Source organism: Actinoplanes sp. L3-i22 (assembly GCF_019704555.1).
Taxonomy (GTDB): Bacteria; Actinomycetota; Actinomycetes; order Mycobacteriales; family Micromonosporaceae; genus Actinoplanes.
Genome location: NZ_AP024745.1, coordinates 4,429,734 through 4,447,831, shown reverse-complemented (window position 1 = coordinate 4,447,831; position 18,098 = coordinate 4,429,734). Strand labels below are relative to the sequence as shown.

At 71.2% G+C, this 18,098-nt stretch carries 15 protein-coding genes; 5 read left to right on the top strand and 10 right to left on the bottom strand.

Annotation, left to right across the window (positions count from 1 at the left end):
* Positions 1-44 precede the first annotated feature (44 nt).
* On the top strand, positions 45-992 hold the full coding sequence (locus L3i22_RS19690; protein WP_221328420.1) for an AraC family transcriptional regulator: 948 nt from the start codon (positions 45-47) through the stop codon (positions 990-992).
* 130 nt (positions 993-1,122) lie between these two features.
* Here the strand turns inward: L3i22_RS19690 and L3i22_RS19685 are convergent, their stop codons facing one another.
* From L3i22_RS19685 to L3i22_RS19670, 4 genes are all read right to left on the bottom strand, one after another.
* Positions 1,123-2,571: an aldehyde dehydrogenase family protein gene (locus L3i22_RS19685; protein ID WP_221328419.1), complete on the bottom strand. Its 1,449-nt coding sequence runs from the start codon at positions 2,569-2,571 to the stop codon at positions 1,123-1,125.
* Between the two features lie 176 nt (positions 2,572-2,747).
* A complete protein-coding gene (locus L3i22_RS19680) occupies positions 2,748-3,593 on the bottom strand; it encodes a replication-relaxation family protein (RefSeq protein WP_221328418.1) in 846 nt (281 codons plus the stop codon).
* A gap of 215 nt (positions 3,594-3,808) precedes the next feature.
* The gene (locus L3i22_RS19675) at positions 3,809-6,055 is read right to left on the bottom strand and encodes a helicase HerA domain-containing protein (RefSeq protein WP_255658409.1); all 2,247 of its coding nucleotides are present in this window, start codon (positions 6,053-6,055) and stop codon (positions 3,809-3,811) included.
* A 152-nt stretch (positions 6,056-6,207) separates the two neighbouring features.
* Positions 6,208-7,167, bottom strand: a complete 960-nt coding sequence (locus L3i22_RS19670; RefSeq protein ID WP_221328416.1) for an aldo/keto reductase — start codon at positions 7,165-7,167, stop codon at positions 6,208-6,210.
* Positions 7,168-7,267: 100 nt separating this feature from the next.
* Between L3i22_RS19670 and L3i22_RS19665 the strand changes: the two genes are divergently transcribed.
* The 3 genes from L3i22_RS19665 to L3i22_RS19655 all read left to right on the top strand — a co-directional run bounded on the left by L3i22_RS19665 (position 7,268) and on the right by L3i22_RS19655 (position 10,335).
* Entirely contained in the window at positions 7,268-8,218 is a 951-nt protein-coding gene (locus tag L3i22_RS19665) for a YafY family protein (RefSeq protein WP_221328415.1), read from the top strand.
* A gap of 168 nt (positions 8,219-8,386) precedes the next feature.
* Positions 8,387-9,448 (top strand): aldo/keto reductase, encoded by a 1,062-nt coding sequence (locus L3i22_RS19660; protein WP_221328414.1) that lies wholly within the window; start codon positions 8,387-8,389, stop codon positions 9,446-9,448.
* A 68-nt stretch (positions 9,449-9,516) separates the two neighbouring features.
* Entirely contained in the window at positions 9,517-10,335 is an 819-nt protein-coding gene (locus L3i22_RS19655) for a helix-turn-helix domain-containing protein (RefSeq protein ID WP_221328413.1), read from the top strand.
* Here the strand turns inward: L3i22_RS19655 and L3i22_RS19650 are convergent.
* Together L3i22_RS19650 and L3i22_RS19645 are read right to left on the bottom strand one after the other, a co-directional pair.
* Positions 10,305-11,054, bottom strand: coding sequence for a DNA alkylation repair protein (locus L3i22_RS19650; protein WP_221328412.1), 750 nt, complete (start codon positions 11,052-11,054; stop codon positions 10,305-10,307). The genes L3i22_RS19655 and L3i22_RS19650 overlap by 31 nt on opposite strands.
* A gap of 6 nt (positions 11,055-11,060) precedes the next feature.
* Entirely contained in the window at positions 11,061-11,423 is a 363-nt protein-coding gene (locus L3i22_RS19645) for a nuclear transport factor 2 family protein (protein WP_221328411.1), read from the bottom strand.
* Positions 11,424-11,516: 93 nt separating this feature from the next.
* On the opposite strand from L3i22_RS19645, the gene L3i22_RS19640 reads away from it, so the two are divergent.
* Positions 11,517-12,695: a low temperature requirement protein A gene (locus L3i22_RS19640; RefSeq protein WP_221328410.1), complete on the top strand. Its 1,179-nt coding sequence runs from the start codon at positions 11,517-11,519 to the stop codon at positions 12,693-12,695.
* 65 nt (positions 12,696-12,760) lie between these two features.
* On the opposite strand, the gene L3i22_RS19635 is transcribed toward L3i22_RS19640, so the two are convergent.
* The 4 genes from L3i22_RS19635 to L3i22_RS19620 form a co-directional block, all read right to left on the bottom strand.
* Positions 12,761-14,497 (bottom strand): VirB4 family type IV secretion system protein, encoded by a 1,737-nt coding sequence (locus tag L3i22_RS19635; protein ID WP_221328409.1) that lies wholly within the window; start codon positions 14,495-14,497, stop codon positions 12,761-12,763.
* Positions 14,494-15,339: a PrgI family protein gene (locus L3i22_RS19630; protein ID WP_221328408.1), complete on the bottom strand. Its 846-nt coding sequence runs from the start codon at positions 15,337-15,339 to the stop codon at positions 14,494-14,496. Before L3i22_RS19630 ends, L3i22_RS19635 begins: the two co-directional genes overlap by 4 nt.
* Before the next feature lie 173 nt (positions 15,340-15,512).
* Entirely contained in the window at positions 15,513-16,298 is a 786-nt protein-coding gene (locus L3i22_RS19625) for a MerR family transcriptional regulator (protein WP_221328407.1), read from the bottom strand.
* A gap of 63 nt (positions 16,299-16,361) precedes the next feature.
* A complete protein-coding gene (locus L3i22_RS19620) occupies positions 16,362-17,879 on the bottom strand; it encodes a serine hydrolase (protein WP_255658407.1) in 1,518 nt (505 codons plus the stop codon).
* Between the last annotated feature and the right edge of the window lie 219 nt (positions 17,880-18,098).

Here is an 18,098-nt window from a genome sequence, read left to right as displayed (position 1 = left end):
GGAGAATGGTTGATAGTTCATTTTTTCTTTGCGATAGTCCGGGCATGGACGAGTTCTCCGAGGTATTCGATGTCGTTGAGGCGCGCGGGCAGGTGACTGGTGCGTTCGCGGCGCGCGGGCGTTGGGTAGCCCGCTCGTTCAGCCGGACCCCGCTGAAGCTCGCGGTGATGGTGCGCGGGCGTGCTCGGCTGTCGGCCGACGGCCTTGAGGCGCCCGTGTACCTCGAAGAGGGCGACGTCGCCATCTTGAACGGCCGTTCCTGGCTTGAGCTCGAAGGCGGCACCGGCGACGGCCCGGTGCGGGAGATCGAGCCGGAGATCACGGACCTGACCACCGGCGTTCTGAGCACCGACCCGGATTGCGATCTTGTCGTGGGTGGCCGGGTGCTGCTCAACCGGGCTGGTGAGGACTTGCTGCTGCAGGCGCTTCCGCCGGTCGGGCATGTCCGCGCGGAGGCTGCGGAGGCGACCCGGCTACGTGTCATCGTCGCTCAGCTGGTCGATGAGGTGAGCGCCGCACGGATGGGATCGGGCTTCGCCATCCGGCAGTACGCGCAACTGCTGGTCCTTGAAGTGCTACGGGCATATGTGGGGCAGGCGCAGCTGCCACCGGGACGGTTGCGGGTGTTGACCGACACGCGCCTGCGCCCGGCGGTCAGCCGCATGCACGCCGAACCGGGCAGGGCCTGGAAGCTGGCGGAGTTGGCGCACGCCGCGGCGATGTCGCGCACCTCCTTCGCGGAACGCTTCCGGGCGGTGGCGGGCGTACCGCCGCTGACCTACCTGAACGGCTGGCGCATGCTGCTCGCCCAGCGTGCGCTGGGCGAGCGCGACGTGCGGGTGGGGACTATCGCGGCAGACCTGGGCTACACGTCGGAGAGTGCGTTCAGTACAGCGTTCAAACGCGAGGTCGGTGAGTCGCCGCTTCGCTACCGCGCCCGTATCCGCGAGCAACAGTCTGTGACCATGGCGATACCCGCCTCCGCGAACTGACCTCGGGACCCAAACTCACTGTCCGCCCCGGGTTTGCTGGAGACATTGGTGGCGGCCCGGCATTGGCTCGCCCGGGGCCGGGACGTTGGGCCGCGGGTGTCGTCCGCGGCCTACGTCGAAGGACTGCCGATCAGTACGGCAGATTGCGGCGTACGTGCTGGACGCTGATCCAGTGCTGGGTGGTCAGGTCGTCGAGGACCCAGTCGCCGCCGAAGCGGCCCAGGCCGGACTGTTTCTCGCCGCCGAAGGCGACGTGCACGTCGTCGTGCACGGTGGTGTCGTTGACGTGGGTCATGCCGGCCTCGACGCGCAGCGCGAAGGCGATCCCGCGTTCGACGTCCTCGGTGAACACCGCGCTGGACAGCCCGTAGGTGGTGTCGTTGGCGATGCGCAGGGCGTCCTGTTCCCCGTCGGCCTTGATGATGGTGGCGACCGGGCCGAACACCTCCTCGGCGGCGGTGGCCACGTCGTTGGTGCCCAGCAGCACGTGTGGCGGCAGCACCCGTCCGGTCGGGCCGTGCGGCTCCCCGGAGAGCAGCAGGCGGGCGCCGGCCGCGACCGAACGGGCGACCTTGTTGCGTACGCTCAATAGTTGTTTGTGGTTGATTATCGGGCCGATCTGGGTGGTTGCCTGCCGGGGGTCGCCGGTGACCAGCGCGCCGGCCGCGGCGACGAAGCGCTCGACGAACTCGTCGTGGATGCCCGCGTCGACGATCACCCGGTTGGTGGCCATGCAGATCTGGCCCTGGTGCCAATAGCTGCTGAACACCGCGGCCTCCACGGCCCGGTCCAGGTCGGCGTCGTCGAGCACCACGAACGGGCCGTTGCCGCCGAGCTCCAGGGCGAGCCGTTTCACGCCGGCCTTGCGGGTGATGCCCTGGCCGACGCCGGTGGAGCCGGTGAACGAGATGACCCGCGGGATCGGGTGCTCGATTATCGCGTCGCCGATCTCGGAGCCCGGGCCGACCAGCACGCTGAGCACGCCCGCGGGCAGGCCGGCCTCCTCCAGGATCTTGGCGATCAGCAGGCCGCCGGTGACCGGGGTGTCCTCGGCCGGCTTGAGCACCACGGTGTTGCCGACGGCCAGGGCCGGGGCGACCGTGCGGTAGGACAGGTGCATCGGGAAGTTCCACGGGCTGATCACCGCGACGACGCCGACCGGCCGGCGGTAGACCCGGTTCTCCTTGCCGGGCACGTCGCTGGCCACGGTCTCGCGACCCAGGCTGGTGTGGGTGACGGCGGCCATCGTGGTGGCCCGCACGATCCCGATCTCGACCAGGGCACGGACGCGGGTGGTGCCGGCCTCGCGGGTCAGCCAGTCCACCAGCTCCTCCTGGCGGGCGTCGATGATCTCGGCGGCGCGCAGGAAGATCGCCGAGCGCTCGGACGCGGGGGTCGAGGCCCAGCCGGGTTGCGCTTCGCGGGCGGCGGTGTAGGCCGCGTCGACGTCCTCGACGGTTGCCTGCGGGATTTCCAGGAGAAGATCGCCACGGTACGGGTCGGTGTCGTTCAGCACGGTGGTCGAGGAACCGTGCCGCCACTTGCCGGCCAGCGGCATCAGATCAAAGTCGGTATACATGGTTTCGGAGTCTGGGGCCCAGGTCAGCGCGTTTCTTGAGTCGGACGACTGCGGATCATGGTGCGGCGTTCAGCGTCGGTTGACTCAAGCCCGGCGCCGATGATCTCCATAGGCTCGCAGACCATGACATCCAGCCGAAGAATGTGACCATGTACGTCTGGCCTTAGCGGTGCGGCCTACGGCAGCAGCGGGACCCCGGTGAGCAGGGCGAGCGGGTGGTGCTCGGGCGCCGCCGGGCCCGGGCTCAGCGGACCGGCCGCCCCGTGCTCACCCGGGATCTGCACCAGCGTGAGCCGCCGCCGGACATCGCCGACCAGCCGCCACACCGGCCCGGCCGGGCTCACCCCCGGCGTGCTCACACACGTCGCCACGCGCACCCCGCCCAGCAGCTGCCCGGCCAGCTTGGCGTGCAGATGCTCCTCCCGGGCCCGGCTCGGCAACGCGAACAGCACCGGATACGCCGGCCCGCCGTCGACACGCAACCGCCGGTACGCGCCGAGTTTGTCGACCAGCCGGGTCAGCGACTCGGTCCCCCGGTCGAGTTCGAGGAAGAACCCGGTCTCCCCCGCCGGTTCACGCCACACCCCGTGCCCGTCCGGGTGCACGCGCCGCCCGAACGCGGCCACCGTGGTCCGCTCCGACCACCAGCGCACCAGATCCACCCCCGGCCGCTCGCGGGCGTCGAGGAGCAGCTCGACGAAGAACTGGTTGGCCTCCAGCAGGTGATCCAGATAGGGGCTGGCGTACGTGCGGTCCTGCCGATCCCGCAACGCCCGCGGGCTCGGCGGGTTCTCGTCGCGGGCCAGGGCCACATACCGGGCCGACAGGGTGCCCGGCACCCAGCAGGCCGGGTTCGGCTCGCCGGGCCGGTTGCGCACGAACCGGTCGATGAAGCCGATCCGGCGCAGCGTGTGCAGCCGGTGCCGGCAGGTGGTGCGGTGCTCGAACAGCAGCGCGGTGAGCTGGTCGGTGGTCAGGGTGGTGTGTTCGTCGAGCAGGTTCGCGATGGTGTAGTCGCGCACCCGCAGGCGGTGCGAAATGGTGAGAAGGCTGCTCCCCCGTTCGGGAGTTTCCCCTTCAGGAAACTGTCGGGGCGGCATGGCCGCGTTCACGATGGCCTCCCAGCTGTGGTGTTGGGCAAAAAGAAACAGACCGCGACCCGGCCGTACGAGGCTGGGGCGCGGCCGGGGTGCGGGCCGGGGTCAGGTCCGGGCCTGGGCCAGGGCCTGCCGAAAAATCACCGAGCCTGGGCCAGGGCCTCCCGCAGTGCGGCGGCGGTGCCGAGCGCGGGCCGCGGCGGCGCGCTGCGCAGTGTGAACGCGGCCGTCTCCCGTCCCCCGGCCACCAGCCGGCACCCGGCGGTGTAGGCGTCCAGGTGCGACAGGTCGTGCTCGTCGAGTTCGGGCGCGGTGTGCCGGGCCAGCTGGACGGCGTCCTCGGGCGCGCAGGAGAAGAACACCTTGTTGCGGGCGTTCGCGGAGACCGCCAGCTGCGTGTCGCGCGGCATCTGCGCCAGGTTCTGGTGCGCGAGCACCAGCCCGAGCGCGTAGCCGCGGGCTTCGGCGAGCATGTCGGCCACCGAGCCGGGCAGGTTGAGAAAGTTGTGCGCCTCGTCGACGTACACGCTCGCGTCGCGGCGCTTGTCCTGCGGCAGCCGGGCCCGGGCGGTGGCCGCCTGCCAGGCGCTGGCCAGCACGAACGAGCCCATCACCCGGGCGGCCTCCTCGCCGAGCTGGCCCTTGGGCAGCCGGGCCAGCAGGATCCCGCCGTCGAGCACCCGGCGCATGTCGAAGCTGGAGTGCGGTGAGCCGAACGTGTGCCGCACGAAGTCGCGCAGCAGCAGCGAGCGCAGCCGGGCCAGCACCGGCGCGATCACCGCCGAGCGCAGCGGCAGCGGGCTGCTCTCGTACCAGCTCCAGTAGCCGCCGAGCCCGGCCGGATCCTCGAGGTTCTGGAGGTATTTGCGGCGGAACCCGTGTTCGTTGAGCAGCTGGGGCACCATGGTCAGGGTGGCGCCCGGCAGCCGCAGCAGGGTCAGGCAGGCCACCCGCAGCGTGTCGTCGATGCGCGGACCCCAGTGTTTGGCGAAGATCCGGCCGAAGATGCTGACCACGTTGTCGACCAGCAGATCATGGTCGTCGCCCTGCAACGGATTGAGCGTCGGCCCGTCCGGCTGGTCCGGGTCGAGCAGCACCAGCCGCCGCGCGTAGGCGACCGGGATCCGGTCGAGCAGGTCGGTGACCAGGTCACCTTTCGGGTCGATGACCACCGTGCCGCGGCCGGCGTGGATGTCGTCGAGGATCAGGTTGGTCAGCAGCGTGCTCTTGCCGGAGCCGGTCGAGCCGAGCACATGCAGGTGATGGCGGGCATCAGTGGCGCGCAACGCGACCGCGTGCCCGCCGACCTCGGCGCGGCCGAGGACTTTCGTGCCGCGACCTCCGGTCGCGATCCCCACCGGCGCCGGCATCGCTTTGGCCCGGGCACGTTCCATTCCCGGTACGGCGATGTCGCGCGGCAGCCCGGCCAGCATCGCCAGCTCGACCGGGGTGAGCACGAACCCGCGCCACAGCCGCCGCCCGTTGACCAGCGCCACCGGATGCCTCAGCCGGCGCGCCCGCAGCCGGTTGCGGCCGGTGAACGGCCCGAACGCGGTCGCGATCGAACGGGCCAGCACGCTCAGCCGCGCCTGATCATCGCGGGTGGAGGCGACCGCGCAGCGCACCGCGACCTCCCAGTGCGGCCCGGCGAGCTGGTCGAGCCCGGCGCGGGCGTCACGTTCGCGCTGCGGGTCGGCGCTTGCCTGCGGCTTGGCCTGCGGCCGGGCCGGCGCGCCGGTCAGCAGGTCGAGAACCTCCAGCAGCCAGCCGGCCGGGTCGAGCAGCCCGCGCGCGCCCGGGCCGGCGCGCAGGGCCCGCACGCCGCGGATCAGCCGCCGCCGGGCCCGGCCGCTGGCCGGCCGGGCCAGGATCTGCACGCACGCCTGCTCGCCGGTGCGCAGTGCGGACGCCGCGCTGATCAGAGTGCGCAGCGGATCGTCGCGGTGCTCGGTGCGCAGCGGATACCAGCCCGGCAGCGCGGTGGCCAGCGATGCGCCGGCAGCCGCCGCGGCATCCTGCGGCAATGGCGCGGCCGCCGGTTGCACGGTGCAGGCGGCGCCGGGCCAGGCGCCGCGAATCGCGGCAAGGACAGGATCAATGGCGACGGTACGGGGCAGCCAGACCACCAGGCGCAGCCGCCGCCCGTCCCAGCGGTATTCGTAGCAGGTCCAGCCGCGGCCATGCCGCAGCCGTTGCCGCCATCCGGTGCGCAACACTTCGGTCAGCGTCGCCCAGAACACGCCCGCCCCGGCCGCATCCACCGCGGGCGGCGCACTGATCAGCACTTCACGCCCACCCGCGGCGAGCCGGTACACCCGACGCCGGCCCGACACCAGCGCGCCGGCACCCAACAGGGCCGCGAGCACGCCGGACAACACAACACACATCGTGATCACTGTTGGCTCCCGTCGTACGCAAGGAAGGTTTTGATCGGGGTTTGCGCAGTTCTCCACCGGTGACGGGTTGGCCGAGCACCTGGGCGGGCAGCGTGAAGGGGCCGTCCCGCCACGGATGTGGAGGGACGGCCCCTTCAGCTCGGTCACTCCCAGACGGGCATGGCGTTGTGCTCGTACCGTGCTCCGAAGCCACCGCCGGGGAGTATCCGCTCGATGCGCTCCCCGTCGTCGGCGGTAAGGGTGAGGCCGGCGGCCGTCAGGTTCTCCGCGATGCGCTCGGCGTTGCGGCTGCCCGGGATCGGCACGACATCGTCGCGCTGGGCCAGGATCCAGGCCAGCGCCAGCTGAGCCACCGAGGCGCCCTTGGCCGCTGCCAGCCCGGCCAGCTCAAGCATGGCCGCACGGTTCTTCTCGAAGTTGCCGGGCTGCCACCTGGGATCGGTGGCGCGGAAGTCGCCGTCCGGGTACGGGCCGGGCTCCGCGGCGCCGGTCAGGAAGCCGCGGCCCAGCGGCGCGTACGCGACCAGGCCGATGCCGAGTTCGTCGAGTGTCGGGAACAGCTTCTCGACATCGCGGGCGAACAGCGAGTACTCGGTCTGCAGCACGGCGACCGGCTGGACGGCGTGCGCCCGGCGGACGGTCTTCGGGCCGGCTTCGCTGAGACCGAAGTGGCCGACCTTGCCCTCGGCGATCAGGTCGCGGACCGTGCCGGCGACGTCCTCGATGGGCACCGACGGGTCGACACGGTGTTGGTACAGGATGTCGATCTTGTCCACGCCGAGGTGTCGCAGGCTGTTGTCGACGACCTCGCGGATGTGGCCGGGCCGGCTGTCGACGCCGTACTCCGGGGTGATGCCGAACTTGGTGGCGAGCACGATGTCGTCGCGGAAGTCGCGCACGGCACGCCCGAGAACCTGTTCGTTGGCACCCCACCCGTACATCTCGGCGGTGTCGAACAAGGTGACGCCGAGGTCGTACGCACGTCGGACCGCGCGGATGCCCTGTTGCTCGTCGGCGGCGCCATAACCGGTGGTGATGCCCATCGCCCCGTAACCGATGGCCGACACGGTCAGCCCGTCACGGCCGAGCTTGCGTTGCTGCATGATCGTGAGCTCCTTGGTGAAGGCGCTCTGCCCTCGTGCCGACGAAGCTACGATCGGTCCAGGACAGCTTCTGTCCTGGTCACGGGGAAAGCTGGGATGTGTGATCAGCACCTCTGCGCGCCTGCTGCGGCTGCTGTCGCTGTTGTCGTCACGGCCGTCGTGGACCAACGCCGAACTGGCCACGCGCATGGCGGTCACCGAGCGCACCGTGCGCCGCGACGTGGCCAAACTGCGCGAGCTCGGGTACGGCGTCGAGTCCGATCCCGGTCCCTGGGGCGGCTATCGGCTCGAGGTGGGCAACAAGGTGCCGCCGCTGGCGCTGGACGACGACGAGGCGTTCGCCGTCGCAGTGGCGCTGCGCGAGGTGGCGCTCAGCGGGATGCTCGGCAGTGAGCAGCCCGCCCTGTCGGCGCTGAGCAAATTGCAGCAGGTCCTGCCCCGCCGGATCGCCGACCGGATCGCCGCCGTGGACGTCACCGTGGCGCACGCTCCCCGGCGTGTCATGCCGCAGATCGCCCTGGAGATCCTGCTCGACCTCGTCACCGCCTGCCGCCGCGGCGAACGCGCCACGATGGCGTACCGGGACCGGGAAGGCCGGGAGACGGTGCGCGAGGTGGATCCCTATCGTCTGGTGCAGACCGGACGGCGCTGGTATTTCGTGGCCCGGGACATCGCCAAGGGCCAATGGCGCACGTTCCGCGCCGACCGGGTGGCCGCGATCGAAGCCACCGGCCGGCCCGTGCAGCTGGGTGACCCGCCCGACGCCGCCGAACTCGTCCGACTCGCGTTGCCCGCCGGGGTGTATCCCGTCTACTGCACGGTGCGCCTCGCACTGCCACTCGACGAGGCCCGCAAGCTCATCCCGACGTCCATGGGCGTGCACGAACCGGACGGCACCGCCACCGTCGTGGAGATCGGCGGGTACGACGCCGACGAATTGGCCCGTTACCTGCTCGGCCTCGCGACGCCGCTGCGGGTCCTCACCCCCGGCAGTGTACGAGAGGCACTGCGGCGCCGGGCGACGGACATCCTCGTGACGCTGGACCAGTGACGGGGCGCGGCGCACCGGGGAAGGCCGGCCCACAAGCTCGCCGAGTCGCTGTGGTGGACGTTCGTGCCGCCAAGTCCTTGCACGGCTGACGGCTACTCCGAGTAGGTGTCGCACACCCCGGTAGACGCGCCCTTCTACGAGTGCGAATCCGGCCGCAAACTGCCTTTCATGTCTCTCACCGCATACCGCACCCTTGGGACTTCCGGCCTGCGTGTCAGCCCGCTCGCGCTGGGCGCCATGACCTTCGACGACGGCAGCTGGGGTTCCACGCCCGAGGCGTCGTTCGCGATCCTCGAGCGCTACCTCGACGCCGGCGGCAACTTCATCGACACCGCCAACCAGTACAACGGCGGAAAGTCGGAGGAGACGCTCGGGCGGTACTTCGGCAAGCAGCCGAGCCGCCGCGACCGGATCGTGCTCGCCACCAAGTTCGGCGGCACGCTCCATCCCACCGACCCGAACGCGGGCGGCGCCGGCCGCAAGGCCATCCACGCCCAGCTCGACGAGTCGTTGCGCCGGCTCAACACTGACTACATCGACCTCTACTGGATGCATCAGTGGGACCGGCACACCCCGATCGAGGAGACCATGTCGACGCTCGACGATCTCGTACGCACCGGAAAGATCCGTGCGGTAGGGGTTTCCAACACTCCCGCCTGGTGGGTCGGCCAGGCCGTCGGGATCGCCCGCTCCCGCGGCTGGGAAAGCCTCGCCGCACTTCAGGTCGAGTACTCCCTGCTGACACGAACGCCCGAGGGTGAGCAGTTCGGCGCCGCCCGTGCCCTCGGCCTCGGGGTGACCCCGTGGAGCCCGCTCGCCTCCGGGGTGCTGTCCGGCAAGTACTCCCGCAAGGTGCGCTCGGTCGAGGATTCCTCCCGGGCGGGGTACGCCGCCCCGCAGCTGACCGAGTCCACGTTCGTCTTGCTCGAGGTGCTCGCCGAGATCGCCGCCGAGCACCGGACAGCCGTCGCGGCGGTCGCGCTGGCCTGGGTCCGGCAGCGCTCGGAGGTCACCTCGACGCTGATCGGCGCCCGGACGATCGAGCAGCTGAACGCCAACCTGGCCTCGGCGGACCTCTCGCTGGAGCAGCAGGAGATCGACCGGCTCGCCGCGCTGACCGAACCGGTTCTCGAGTACCCGATGAACGTCATCCGCAGCTTCGGCCTGGGCTTTCAACAGGGCGACACCACCATCAACGGCGTCAACTCGACGGCCTTCGCCCGCGCCTGAGAGACCCCGCGCCTGCCAGGGAGTGCCGCACCCTGGCAGGCGCTGCGCAGCCGCAATAGGCTCGTCGAATGGCACACGCGAGCCCTCTCGGGCAGTTCCTGCGGACGCGTCGCGCGCAGGTCGACCCGGCTGACACCGGACTGCTCACGGGCGGGGATCGCCGGGTGCCGGGGCTGCGGCGCGAAGAGGTCGCCGTGCTGGCCGGGGTCAGCGCCGACTACTACGCCAGGCTGGAGCAGGGCCGCGAGCGCAACCCCTCGGCGCAGATCCTCGACGCGATCGCGCGGGCCTTCCGATTCGACGCGGATACCCGGGGCCACCTCTATCGGCTCGCCGGACTCAACCCGGGCCTCACCCCGACCGCGGCCGGCGATGTGGTGCACCCGGCGTTGCTGAATCTGATGGACGGCTTCCCCCATGCGGTCGCCTACGTCTTCGGGCCGGCCTTCGACGTGCTGGCAGCGAACCCGCTCGGCGCGGCGCTGCTGGCCCAGTTCGGGGAACGTCCCAGCATGGTGCGGGTCGTGTTCACCGACCCGCGGGCCAGAACGTTCTTCGACGACTGGCCGGCGGCCGCCGACGCCGTAGTGCACGCGCTGCGCCTCAACGCCGGACTGTTCCCGGCCGACCCGGACGTCCGCACGGTGCTGGACGACCTCGCGGAAAACCCCGAATTCGCGCAGCGCTGGGGCCGGCAACGCGTCGGCGCGCTCCCGCGGATGGACAAGACCTTCCACCATCCCGAGGCCGGCCGCATCGAACTGGTCTATCAGACCTTCGATGTCCGCGACGCGCCCGGCCAGCAGTTGCAGGTGGGGACGGCGCAACCGGGCAGCCGCAGCGAACAGGCCCTGACCTACCTCGGCTCGGTGCACGCTTCCGCGTGACGCACCCGCCGCAACCCTCGCGCGACCAGGCGGTGGAGGTCGTCATCCGGGTTCCGCAGCCACCGACCCGCCACCTGCAACGCTAGCTGCGGATCCTGGCGGCCCAGATCGGCGAGGTGATCGGCCACTGAGCGGCGGACATATTCGGTCGGGTCGTGATGCAACAGATCAAGGATCGGTACCGTGCTACCCGGATCGGCCAGGATCGCTGGCACACGTTGAGCCCAGGGTAGGTGCGGGCGGGTGCCAGCCACCGCGAGCCGGCGCACATCCTCATCCTGCGACCGCGCCCAGTCCCGCGCGATCCGCAGGCCACGCGACAGGTCGTGAACGAGCATCGGCCGCACCGCGAACTCCGACGTGAACCGTCCCGAGACCTCGCCGAGCAGGGCCATCGCGTCGTCGTAGGCCGCCCGCGTGCCGTCCTGGCACGCCCGCGCCGCGACGGCCATGGTGACCGGCAGCAGCATCCAGCCCCGAAACAGCACCGGCGCCCGGTGCGCCGAACGGATGATCGCAGCCAGAGAGGCGTATCCGTGCGGAATATCGGCCAGCAACGCTCGCTGTAACAGGTCACTGCGCGCACGCAGAGTCCCGGCCTCTGACCTGCGAGCCGTCGCTGCGAGCGTGTGTAGCGACAGCCCGGGCGAGACGGCGGTGAAGGCACGGACCAGTTCCCGGACGGTGCGCGCGCCCAGAAGGTCGTCCGCGTAGGTCACGACCGGCTACTTGGTCTCGTTGTTCCACATGCGCATGACGGTGCACTTGCCGGCGTCGTTCAGGGTCACGACCCACAGGTTGTCGAAGTTGCCGAGCTCCCGGTAGGCGCCGGTGCCCTTGACCGCGAACGTGTCGCCGTTGATCGCGAGCAGTTCCCAGGTGAACGTCCAGCCACCTTCCTGCCAGGCCGCCCGCGACCGCCAGCCGCGGACGATCGCGTCCAGACCGATCCAGTCCGTCTGGTACGGCCATTCGTGCGACTCGCCGTCGTCGGCGAACAGTGCGGCGATGTCCTTCTCATCGGTGCTGCGCCACGCCTTGAGGTATCCGTCGACCCAGTCCGTCACCCGCTGCTCAGAAATGTTCATGCGCCGAGCTTGGCGCTCGGCTCACGGGCCGGGAAGGTCGCGTCTTCCGGGGTGCGGGCCACCCAGGAAGCGGTGACCTTCTCCCGCCCGTCCGTGCTGGCCACACTCGGCATCGTGCCTATGCAGACGACATCAGCCTCGACGCCGGCGATCTCGGAGGAACACCGGGTCACCCCGCTCGAACTGTTCCTCGACGTGGTCTACGTGTTCGCGTTCACCGAGGTCACCCACCTGGCGGTGGAGAACGCGAACCTGCTCGGCGTGCTGCGGGCCCTGGCGGTCTTCGGCGTCCTGTGGTGGTCGTGGGCGTCCTACGCCTGGCTGGCGAATCAGGTGCACGTCGGTCGGGGCATCGGCAGGCTCGGGACACTGGCAGCGGTCGTGCTGGTCTTCGTGCTGGCCCTGGCCATTCCGGAGGCGTTCCACGGACTCGCCGGACCGTTGATCTTCGCCGTGGGCTTCATCGCGGTCTCCGTCGTCTACACCGTGGTCACGCTGGTCGCAGCCGGCGCCGACGCCCGGCTCCGTCGGCAGGTTCTGCGCACCATGGGCGCCACGATGCTCCCGGTGTCCGCGGCGCTGCTTGCCGGCGCCTTCCTCGCCGGCACGCCGCAGCTCGTGCTGTGGCTCGCCGCAGTGGTGGTCGAGGGGGTGACCATCCGACTGACCTCGCGTGGCGGTGCCTGGCGGCTACCGTCCGCTGCCCATTTCGCCGAGCGCCACCAGCTCGTCGTGATCCTGGCCCTGGGCGAGTCCATCATCTCGATCGGCTCCGGTACGCGCTCGCACCACCTCGACGCGGGCGTCTTGACCGCGGCACTGCTCGCCGTCGGGCTGTCCGTGGCCATGTGGTGGAACTACTTCTCCCGCCTCGCGGGGGCGGCCCAACGCGCGGTGGCCGACCGGGCCGGCGAGAGCCGGACCTCCCTGGCCACCGTCGGCACCTACCTGCACGCCGGCATCGTCGGCGGCATTCTGATCGTCGCCGTCGGCCTGGCAACGGCGATGCACGAAGCCGAGGCAACCGCCGCGCTCGGTGCCTTCGGCGCTGTCACGCTCGGCGGCGGCCTCGCTGTCCATCTGGCCGCCACGGGATGGTACGAGCGGGTCATGACCGGGCGGACGGCGCCGGCCCGAGGGATTGCCGCGCTGCTGGCGGCGACCTCGGTTCCCGTGCTGGCCTCGACGCCGGTCCTGCCAGGACTGCTCCTGACGGTCGTGATCGGGCTCAGCCCCGCCATTCCCATCCCCTCCGCTGGCCGCGGCCGATAGTTCCGTCGTCGTTGTAGCTGTCCGGCCCCGAACGAAGGCCGCCCAGCCCCGGTGGACGGTCACGGTCAACGGTCGTGGTCGCCGGTGCAGAGGCGGTGTTCGGTGGGGGCGGCGACCACCTGGAAGCCGACGCGGTGGGTGCCCGAGAGCAGCAGGGCCTCGCCGCGGCGTGCGGTCAGCAGGGTGCGGGCCTCGCCGGCGCTGAGTGCGAACGCCGTGGTGACCAGGTCGATCGACTGGGGTGCCTGGCGCAGCAGGACCTGGGTGGCCGCGTTCGCGATGACGATCTGGCCCAGGTCGCTGCCCAGCACGTCGAGCACGTCCTGGGAGGCGATCAGCAGACCGGCACGGCGTTTGCGGGCCTGTTTGGCCAGCCGGGCCAGGAAGCGTGCGCCGTCGCTGTGCTGCATCAGCGTCCACGCCTCGTCGACGACCACCAGCCGGCGCGGCGGATCGTCGAGCGGGTTGTCGACGTCGCGCCAGATCGCGTCCAGGGCCAGCAGCATGGCGGCCGGGCGCAGCTCGTCGGCCAGCGCCCGGGTCGACCAGCAGACCAGCTGTCCGGCCGGCACGGTGCTGGTCGGCCCGTCGAACAGTTCGCGGAACGAGCCGTGCGTCCACGGGCTCAGCCGGGCCGCCAGGTTCTCCCCGGCCGTGCCGTGCTGGCGGCTCATGGCGGCGGTGACGTCGCGCAGCAGCGGTGCCGGGCGATGCCAGGTGCCCGGGTCGGTGCTGATCCCGGCGCGCTCGTAGGCGTCGACGACCGCCCGGTCCAGCGCCGCCCGTTCCGCCGGGGGTGGCTGCTCGCCGAGCAGCACCGCGACCAGGGTGTGCAGGAACAGTGCGCGCCGGGTCCGGGCCTGATCGCGGCGGTCGGTGGCCGGAATGTCCAGCGGGTTCAGGCGCACCCCGCCGGCGCCGAGCACGATGCCTGCACCGCCGACCGCCTGGGCCAGGCGCAGGTATTCGTTCTCCGGGTCGATGACCGCGATGTGCACGCCGTCGGCGAGCGAGCGCAGGATCTCGAGTTTGACGAAGTACGACTTGCCGCTGCCGCTGCGGGCCAGCACCACCCCGTTGGCGTTGTCCTGCGACCAGCGATCCCACCAGACCACGCCGTGCGAGGCCCGGTTGAGTCCGTAGAGCACGCCGCCGGACGGGCCCGGCCGGCCGGGCAGCGGCGCCGGCAGGTCCGCGCCGGCCAGGGGGAACGCGGCGGCCAGCGCGCCGGTGTCCATCACCCGGCGCATCCGCAGGCCGTCGGTGGCCAGCGGCAGGCCGCACTGCCAGCCCGCCAGCTGCCGCCAGGTCGCCGGCTGGGTGTCCAGCAGTACGGCGGCGGCGGTGGCGCGCACCTGCGCGAGGGCTTCGCGCAGCTCCGGCGGGGTGGATGCGGTCACGCACAGGTACAGCCCGACCCGGAACAGTTTGGACTCGCCGCGGGCGACCCGGTCGGCGAGTTCGGCGGCGTCGTCGGCGGCCGCGTCGGTGAGCGGATCGCTGACCCGGCCACGGCCGGCGTCGCTGAGCCGGCTCGATTCCAGGCGGGCGCGCTGGCGGCGCAGCCGGGTCGCGGCGGCCGGTGCGGACAGCGGGTCGATGAACAGCACCACGTCCAGGCGGCCGGGCCAGGACAGCAGGGGTTCCAGCCAGGCCGGGCCGACCTGCGCCGGGTAGCCGGTGACGATCAGGGTGGCGGTGTAGCCGTCGGCGACCTGGACGTGATCCGGGTGCGTGGTGATCGCGGCCGGGGCGGGCAGCGGGTTCACGCCCGTACCGTCGCAGGCCGTTGATTTTTTCATGGTTTTTCTCCGGTGATCGCACGGCTGGGGATCGCTCGGGGCCAGCCGGTGTCGGCCGGGGTGAACGGGTCGATCGCGCAGGTCAGCACCGCGAGCGCGGCGCCGCCGTCGAGGACCGCGGTGCTCGCGCCGAGGGTGGCCAGCGCGGTCGCGGTGTGTTCGGCGTCGCGCAGCGCCCGCGGGCCCGGATGGGCGATCGTCACGGTGCGCCACAGCGGATCGCGCTGCTGCGCCAACTGGCCCAGGAACGCGGCGTAGTCGCCGGCGAGCGCGGCCAGACCCGGATCGGTGATCGTGCGCGCGGTGTCGCTGACCCGCTGGGCCTGCCGGGACAGGTCGACCCGGCGGGTCGAGACGACGATCTGCACCGGCGCGGACAGGCTGTTGAGCCAGCGGCCGAACCCGGCGATCAGCGCGGTCTGCTCGTCCTGGCTGCGCAGACCGATGTTGACCGTGGTCGAGGCGACCAGGGCGAGCCGGTGCGCGCCGGTGTCGAGCACGCCGTCGTCGTCGATCGCGATCGCCGGCTGCGGGCGGGAGCGTTTCGGGTGCCGCAGATACCGCAGGCCGGCCCACAGCCAGCCGTCCAGCGGCAGGCCGTCGCGGCGGCCCAGTGCCAGCGCGAGCGCGGCGCCGGCCGGTGGGATCAGCACGCCGGCCGCGACCGGGATCGGTAGCGCCCGCGAGAGCGCGGTGAACAGGCCGTAGCCGCAGACCGCGGCGACCGCGAGAACCGCCAGCTGGCGGGCGGTCAGGTGGTAGGCGATCTTGTCGGGGGTGTCGATGTCGGCCGGGATCCGCGCCGTGTACGGCTCGTCAGCCAAGGTGCGCTTCGGACTCATTGGTGATCACTCACCCTTTCCCTGCATGCGAAGGTCGGCGCTTGACCGTGCGGTTTTCGCGGCGCGAGCGCACCGGGCCGGCGTTGGGGTGGTCCGCGCGTTCACCGAGCCCGGCCGGTTGGTCCCGCAGCGGGCGTGGGGCGGCATGTGCGGGGCCGGGTCGGCACCCGCGGTCAGTGCGGGTCTGGTCTGGGGATGCGGATGCCGGCGGCGCGGAGCCTGGTTTCGAAGAGCGCGCTCAGGCGCGCTGCGGCGGGCGTCTGCTGTTCGCCGTGGTGGGCGATCAGCGTGTACCGGGCCGCGGCGTCGGTGCGGGCTTGCAGGCCGGTCACGGTCTTCAGCAGCACGGGGTCGGCCAGGTAGTGCTCGGCCGCGGCGGTGGCGAGTTCGGCGATGCGCGGGTCGTCCGGTTCCCAGGTCACGGCGTCGGCTGCGCGCCTGGCCAGGGCCAGCAGCTGGGTGTCCTGCAGGGCGTGTTCGAACGAGGTGAGGTAGGCGTCGAAGCCTTGCGGGACCAGGGCCTTGGCCAGAACCCAGCCGTCCCTGGTGGCGGCCACCTCGTCCGCGGTGTAGCCGAGGCCGGGCATTCGCTGCAGCAGCGCGACCGCGTGGTCGGGCAGCAGGGTCCGGTCGCCGTCGGCGAGGCGGTGCAGCGTGTCCCGTCGCGCGGTCAGCTCGTCGATCCGTTCGGTGAGCTGCCGCTCGACGTCGGCGAGCGCGGTGGCGAATCGCGCGGCATCGCCGTCGAGCATCGGCCTGATCTCGGCCAGTGGCACCCCCGCCTGGGCCAGAGTCCGGATCTGCACGAGCCGCAGCAGGTCGGCCGATGCGTACCGTCGGTAGCCGGAGCTGTCGCGTTCCGGCTCCTCGACCAGGCGGAGCTTGTGGTAGTGCCGCACTGTCTTGACGGTGACGCCGACGAACGCCGCCGCCTGCCCGATCGTGACTCCGTTGCGCATCCGCCGAGCCTGCCTTGTGTGCCGGCTCGGCGTGGTGACGGTTCCCGTATCCGTCACCGGTGCTCAGCTCGCCGGCTGGCCCGGATCTGCCCGCCCGCCGCCGAAGACCTCGTTGACGAGCCGTTGCTGGGCGTTGCGGAATGCTGCGCCGATGGACAGATCGGCGTCGTCGACGCAGTTCAGCGCGGCGGTGAGGGTCTTGCGTCCGCCGGGTGTGCTGTACATCAGCGCCGCGTGGCCTACGGCGGCGCCGTTGTGGGACAGGAGGGTGTCGCCCCGGTCCGTGGTCACCACGAATATTCCCAGGCCGTAGTCCATGTTCGGGATGCCGGTCGGGTGCGGTGCGCACATCTCGCTCAGCAGCGGTGCCGGCAGGAGCTTGCCACCCAGCAGCGCGGCGATGAACGTATGCAGGTCCTGGGTGGTCGAGATCAGGTCGCCGCCGGTGGAGACCCAGGACGGGTTCTGGCGGGTGACATCGACGGTCGTGGCGGCGTGGCGGTAGTAGGCGTGGGCGTGCGGCTCGGGAAGCTCCGGCGAGGCGTCGGGCACCACGGTGCCGGACAGCCCGAGCGGCCCGAGGATCAGCCGCCGCATCTCCGCGGCGTACGAACGGCCGGTGACTTTCTCGATCAGCAGCCGAGCGAGCACGTAGTTGGTGTTGGAGTAGCTCCAGCCCGTTCCCGGCTCGAACCGTGCCGGCTTGGCCAACGCCAGCTCCACCAGTTCCTGCGGCCGATAGGTCTTGAACCGGTTGTCCAGCCATTGCTGACTCGTCGTCCCGTAGGGGATGGGGATCCCGGTGGCGATCGTCCCGTCGTCGTAGACCTCGCCGGTGAAGTTGAACATCCCGCTGGTGTGCTGCAGCAGCATCCGCACCGTGATCCGCTCGTCCAGCCCGAACCCGCTCAGGTGCTCGGCGACCGGGTCGTCCAGCCCGAACCTGCCTTCGGCCACCAGCTGCAGCACCAGGGTCGCGGTGAACGTCTTGGTGTTGCTGCCGACGCGGTGATACCCGTTGGCCGGCGGCTTCGCGGTCTCGCCCAGCTCGGCCGTCCCGGCGCTGCCGACCCACTCGCCTCGCTCGTCGTGCACGCGCAGCGAGACCCCGACGAACCCGGAATCGACTATCTCCTCGATCGCCTTCTGCAACTCCGGGCGGTCCGGCCCGGCGGCAGCAGTGGCCGGCGCTACCCCGGCATCGAGGGCAGCGGTGATCTTTCGGGCCATCTCGGCCGCGACGGTGTTGGCGTTGTCCGGGTCGATCTGAGCCGCTTCGATGGCGAGAACGACGGCGCCGTAAAAGTTGCCGGCCTCGGCCGGAGCGCGCGCACCGAGCAGCTTCATGGCTGCGGTCAGGGCCGGCAGTACCCGTTCGGCGACGGTGCTGCCCGTCAGCTCGCTGTCCTTGGCGCCGGTGGCGAAGGCCTGCCCGACCAGACCGGTCGCCGACCTCAGGACGATCGCGGCATTTGTGGCGGCCTTCTGGGGCGAGCCCGTAGCGGCGGCCACCAGTGACACCGCGCCGTACGCGGCGGCCCGCAGGGTGCTCTTGTCCTGCTCGGAAAGGACGATGGACATGCTGGTTGCTCCTTGAGTCCGTGCTGCCCGGTCGGCGTCGTGCCGCTGCGGCGAGCTTCGACCCTGACCCAAGGTCAACCTCAACTATGACGTAGGCCACACCCAGCTCGGAGCCTCGAGCCGGGGCGCCAACCAGCTGCCGATCTAAAGAAACCGCTGCAGCTGGTCAGCCTCGTACCGCCCAGACAACCACCGCAGAAAGGGCATTTCGAGGCCCCT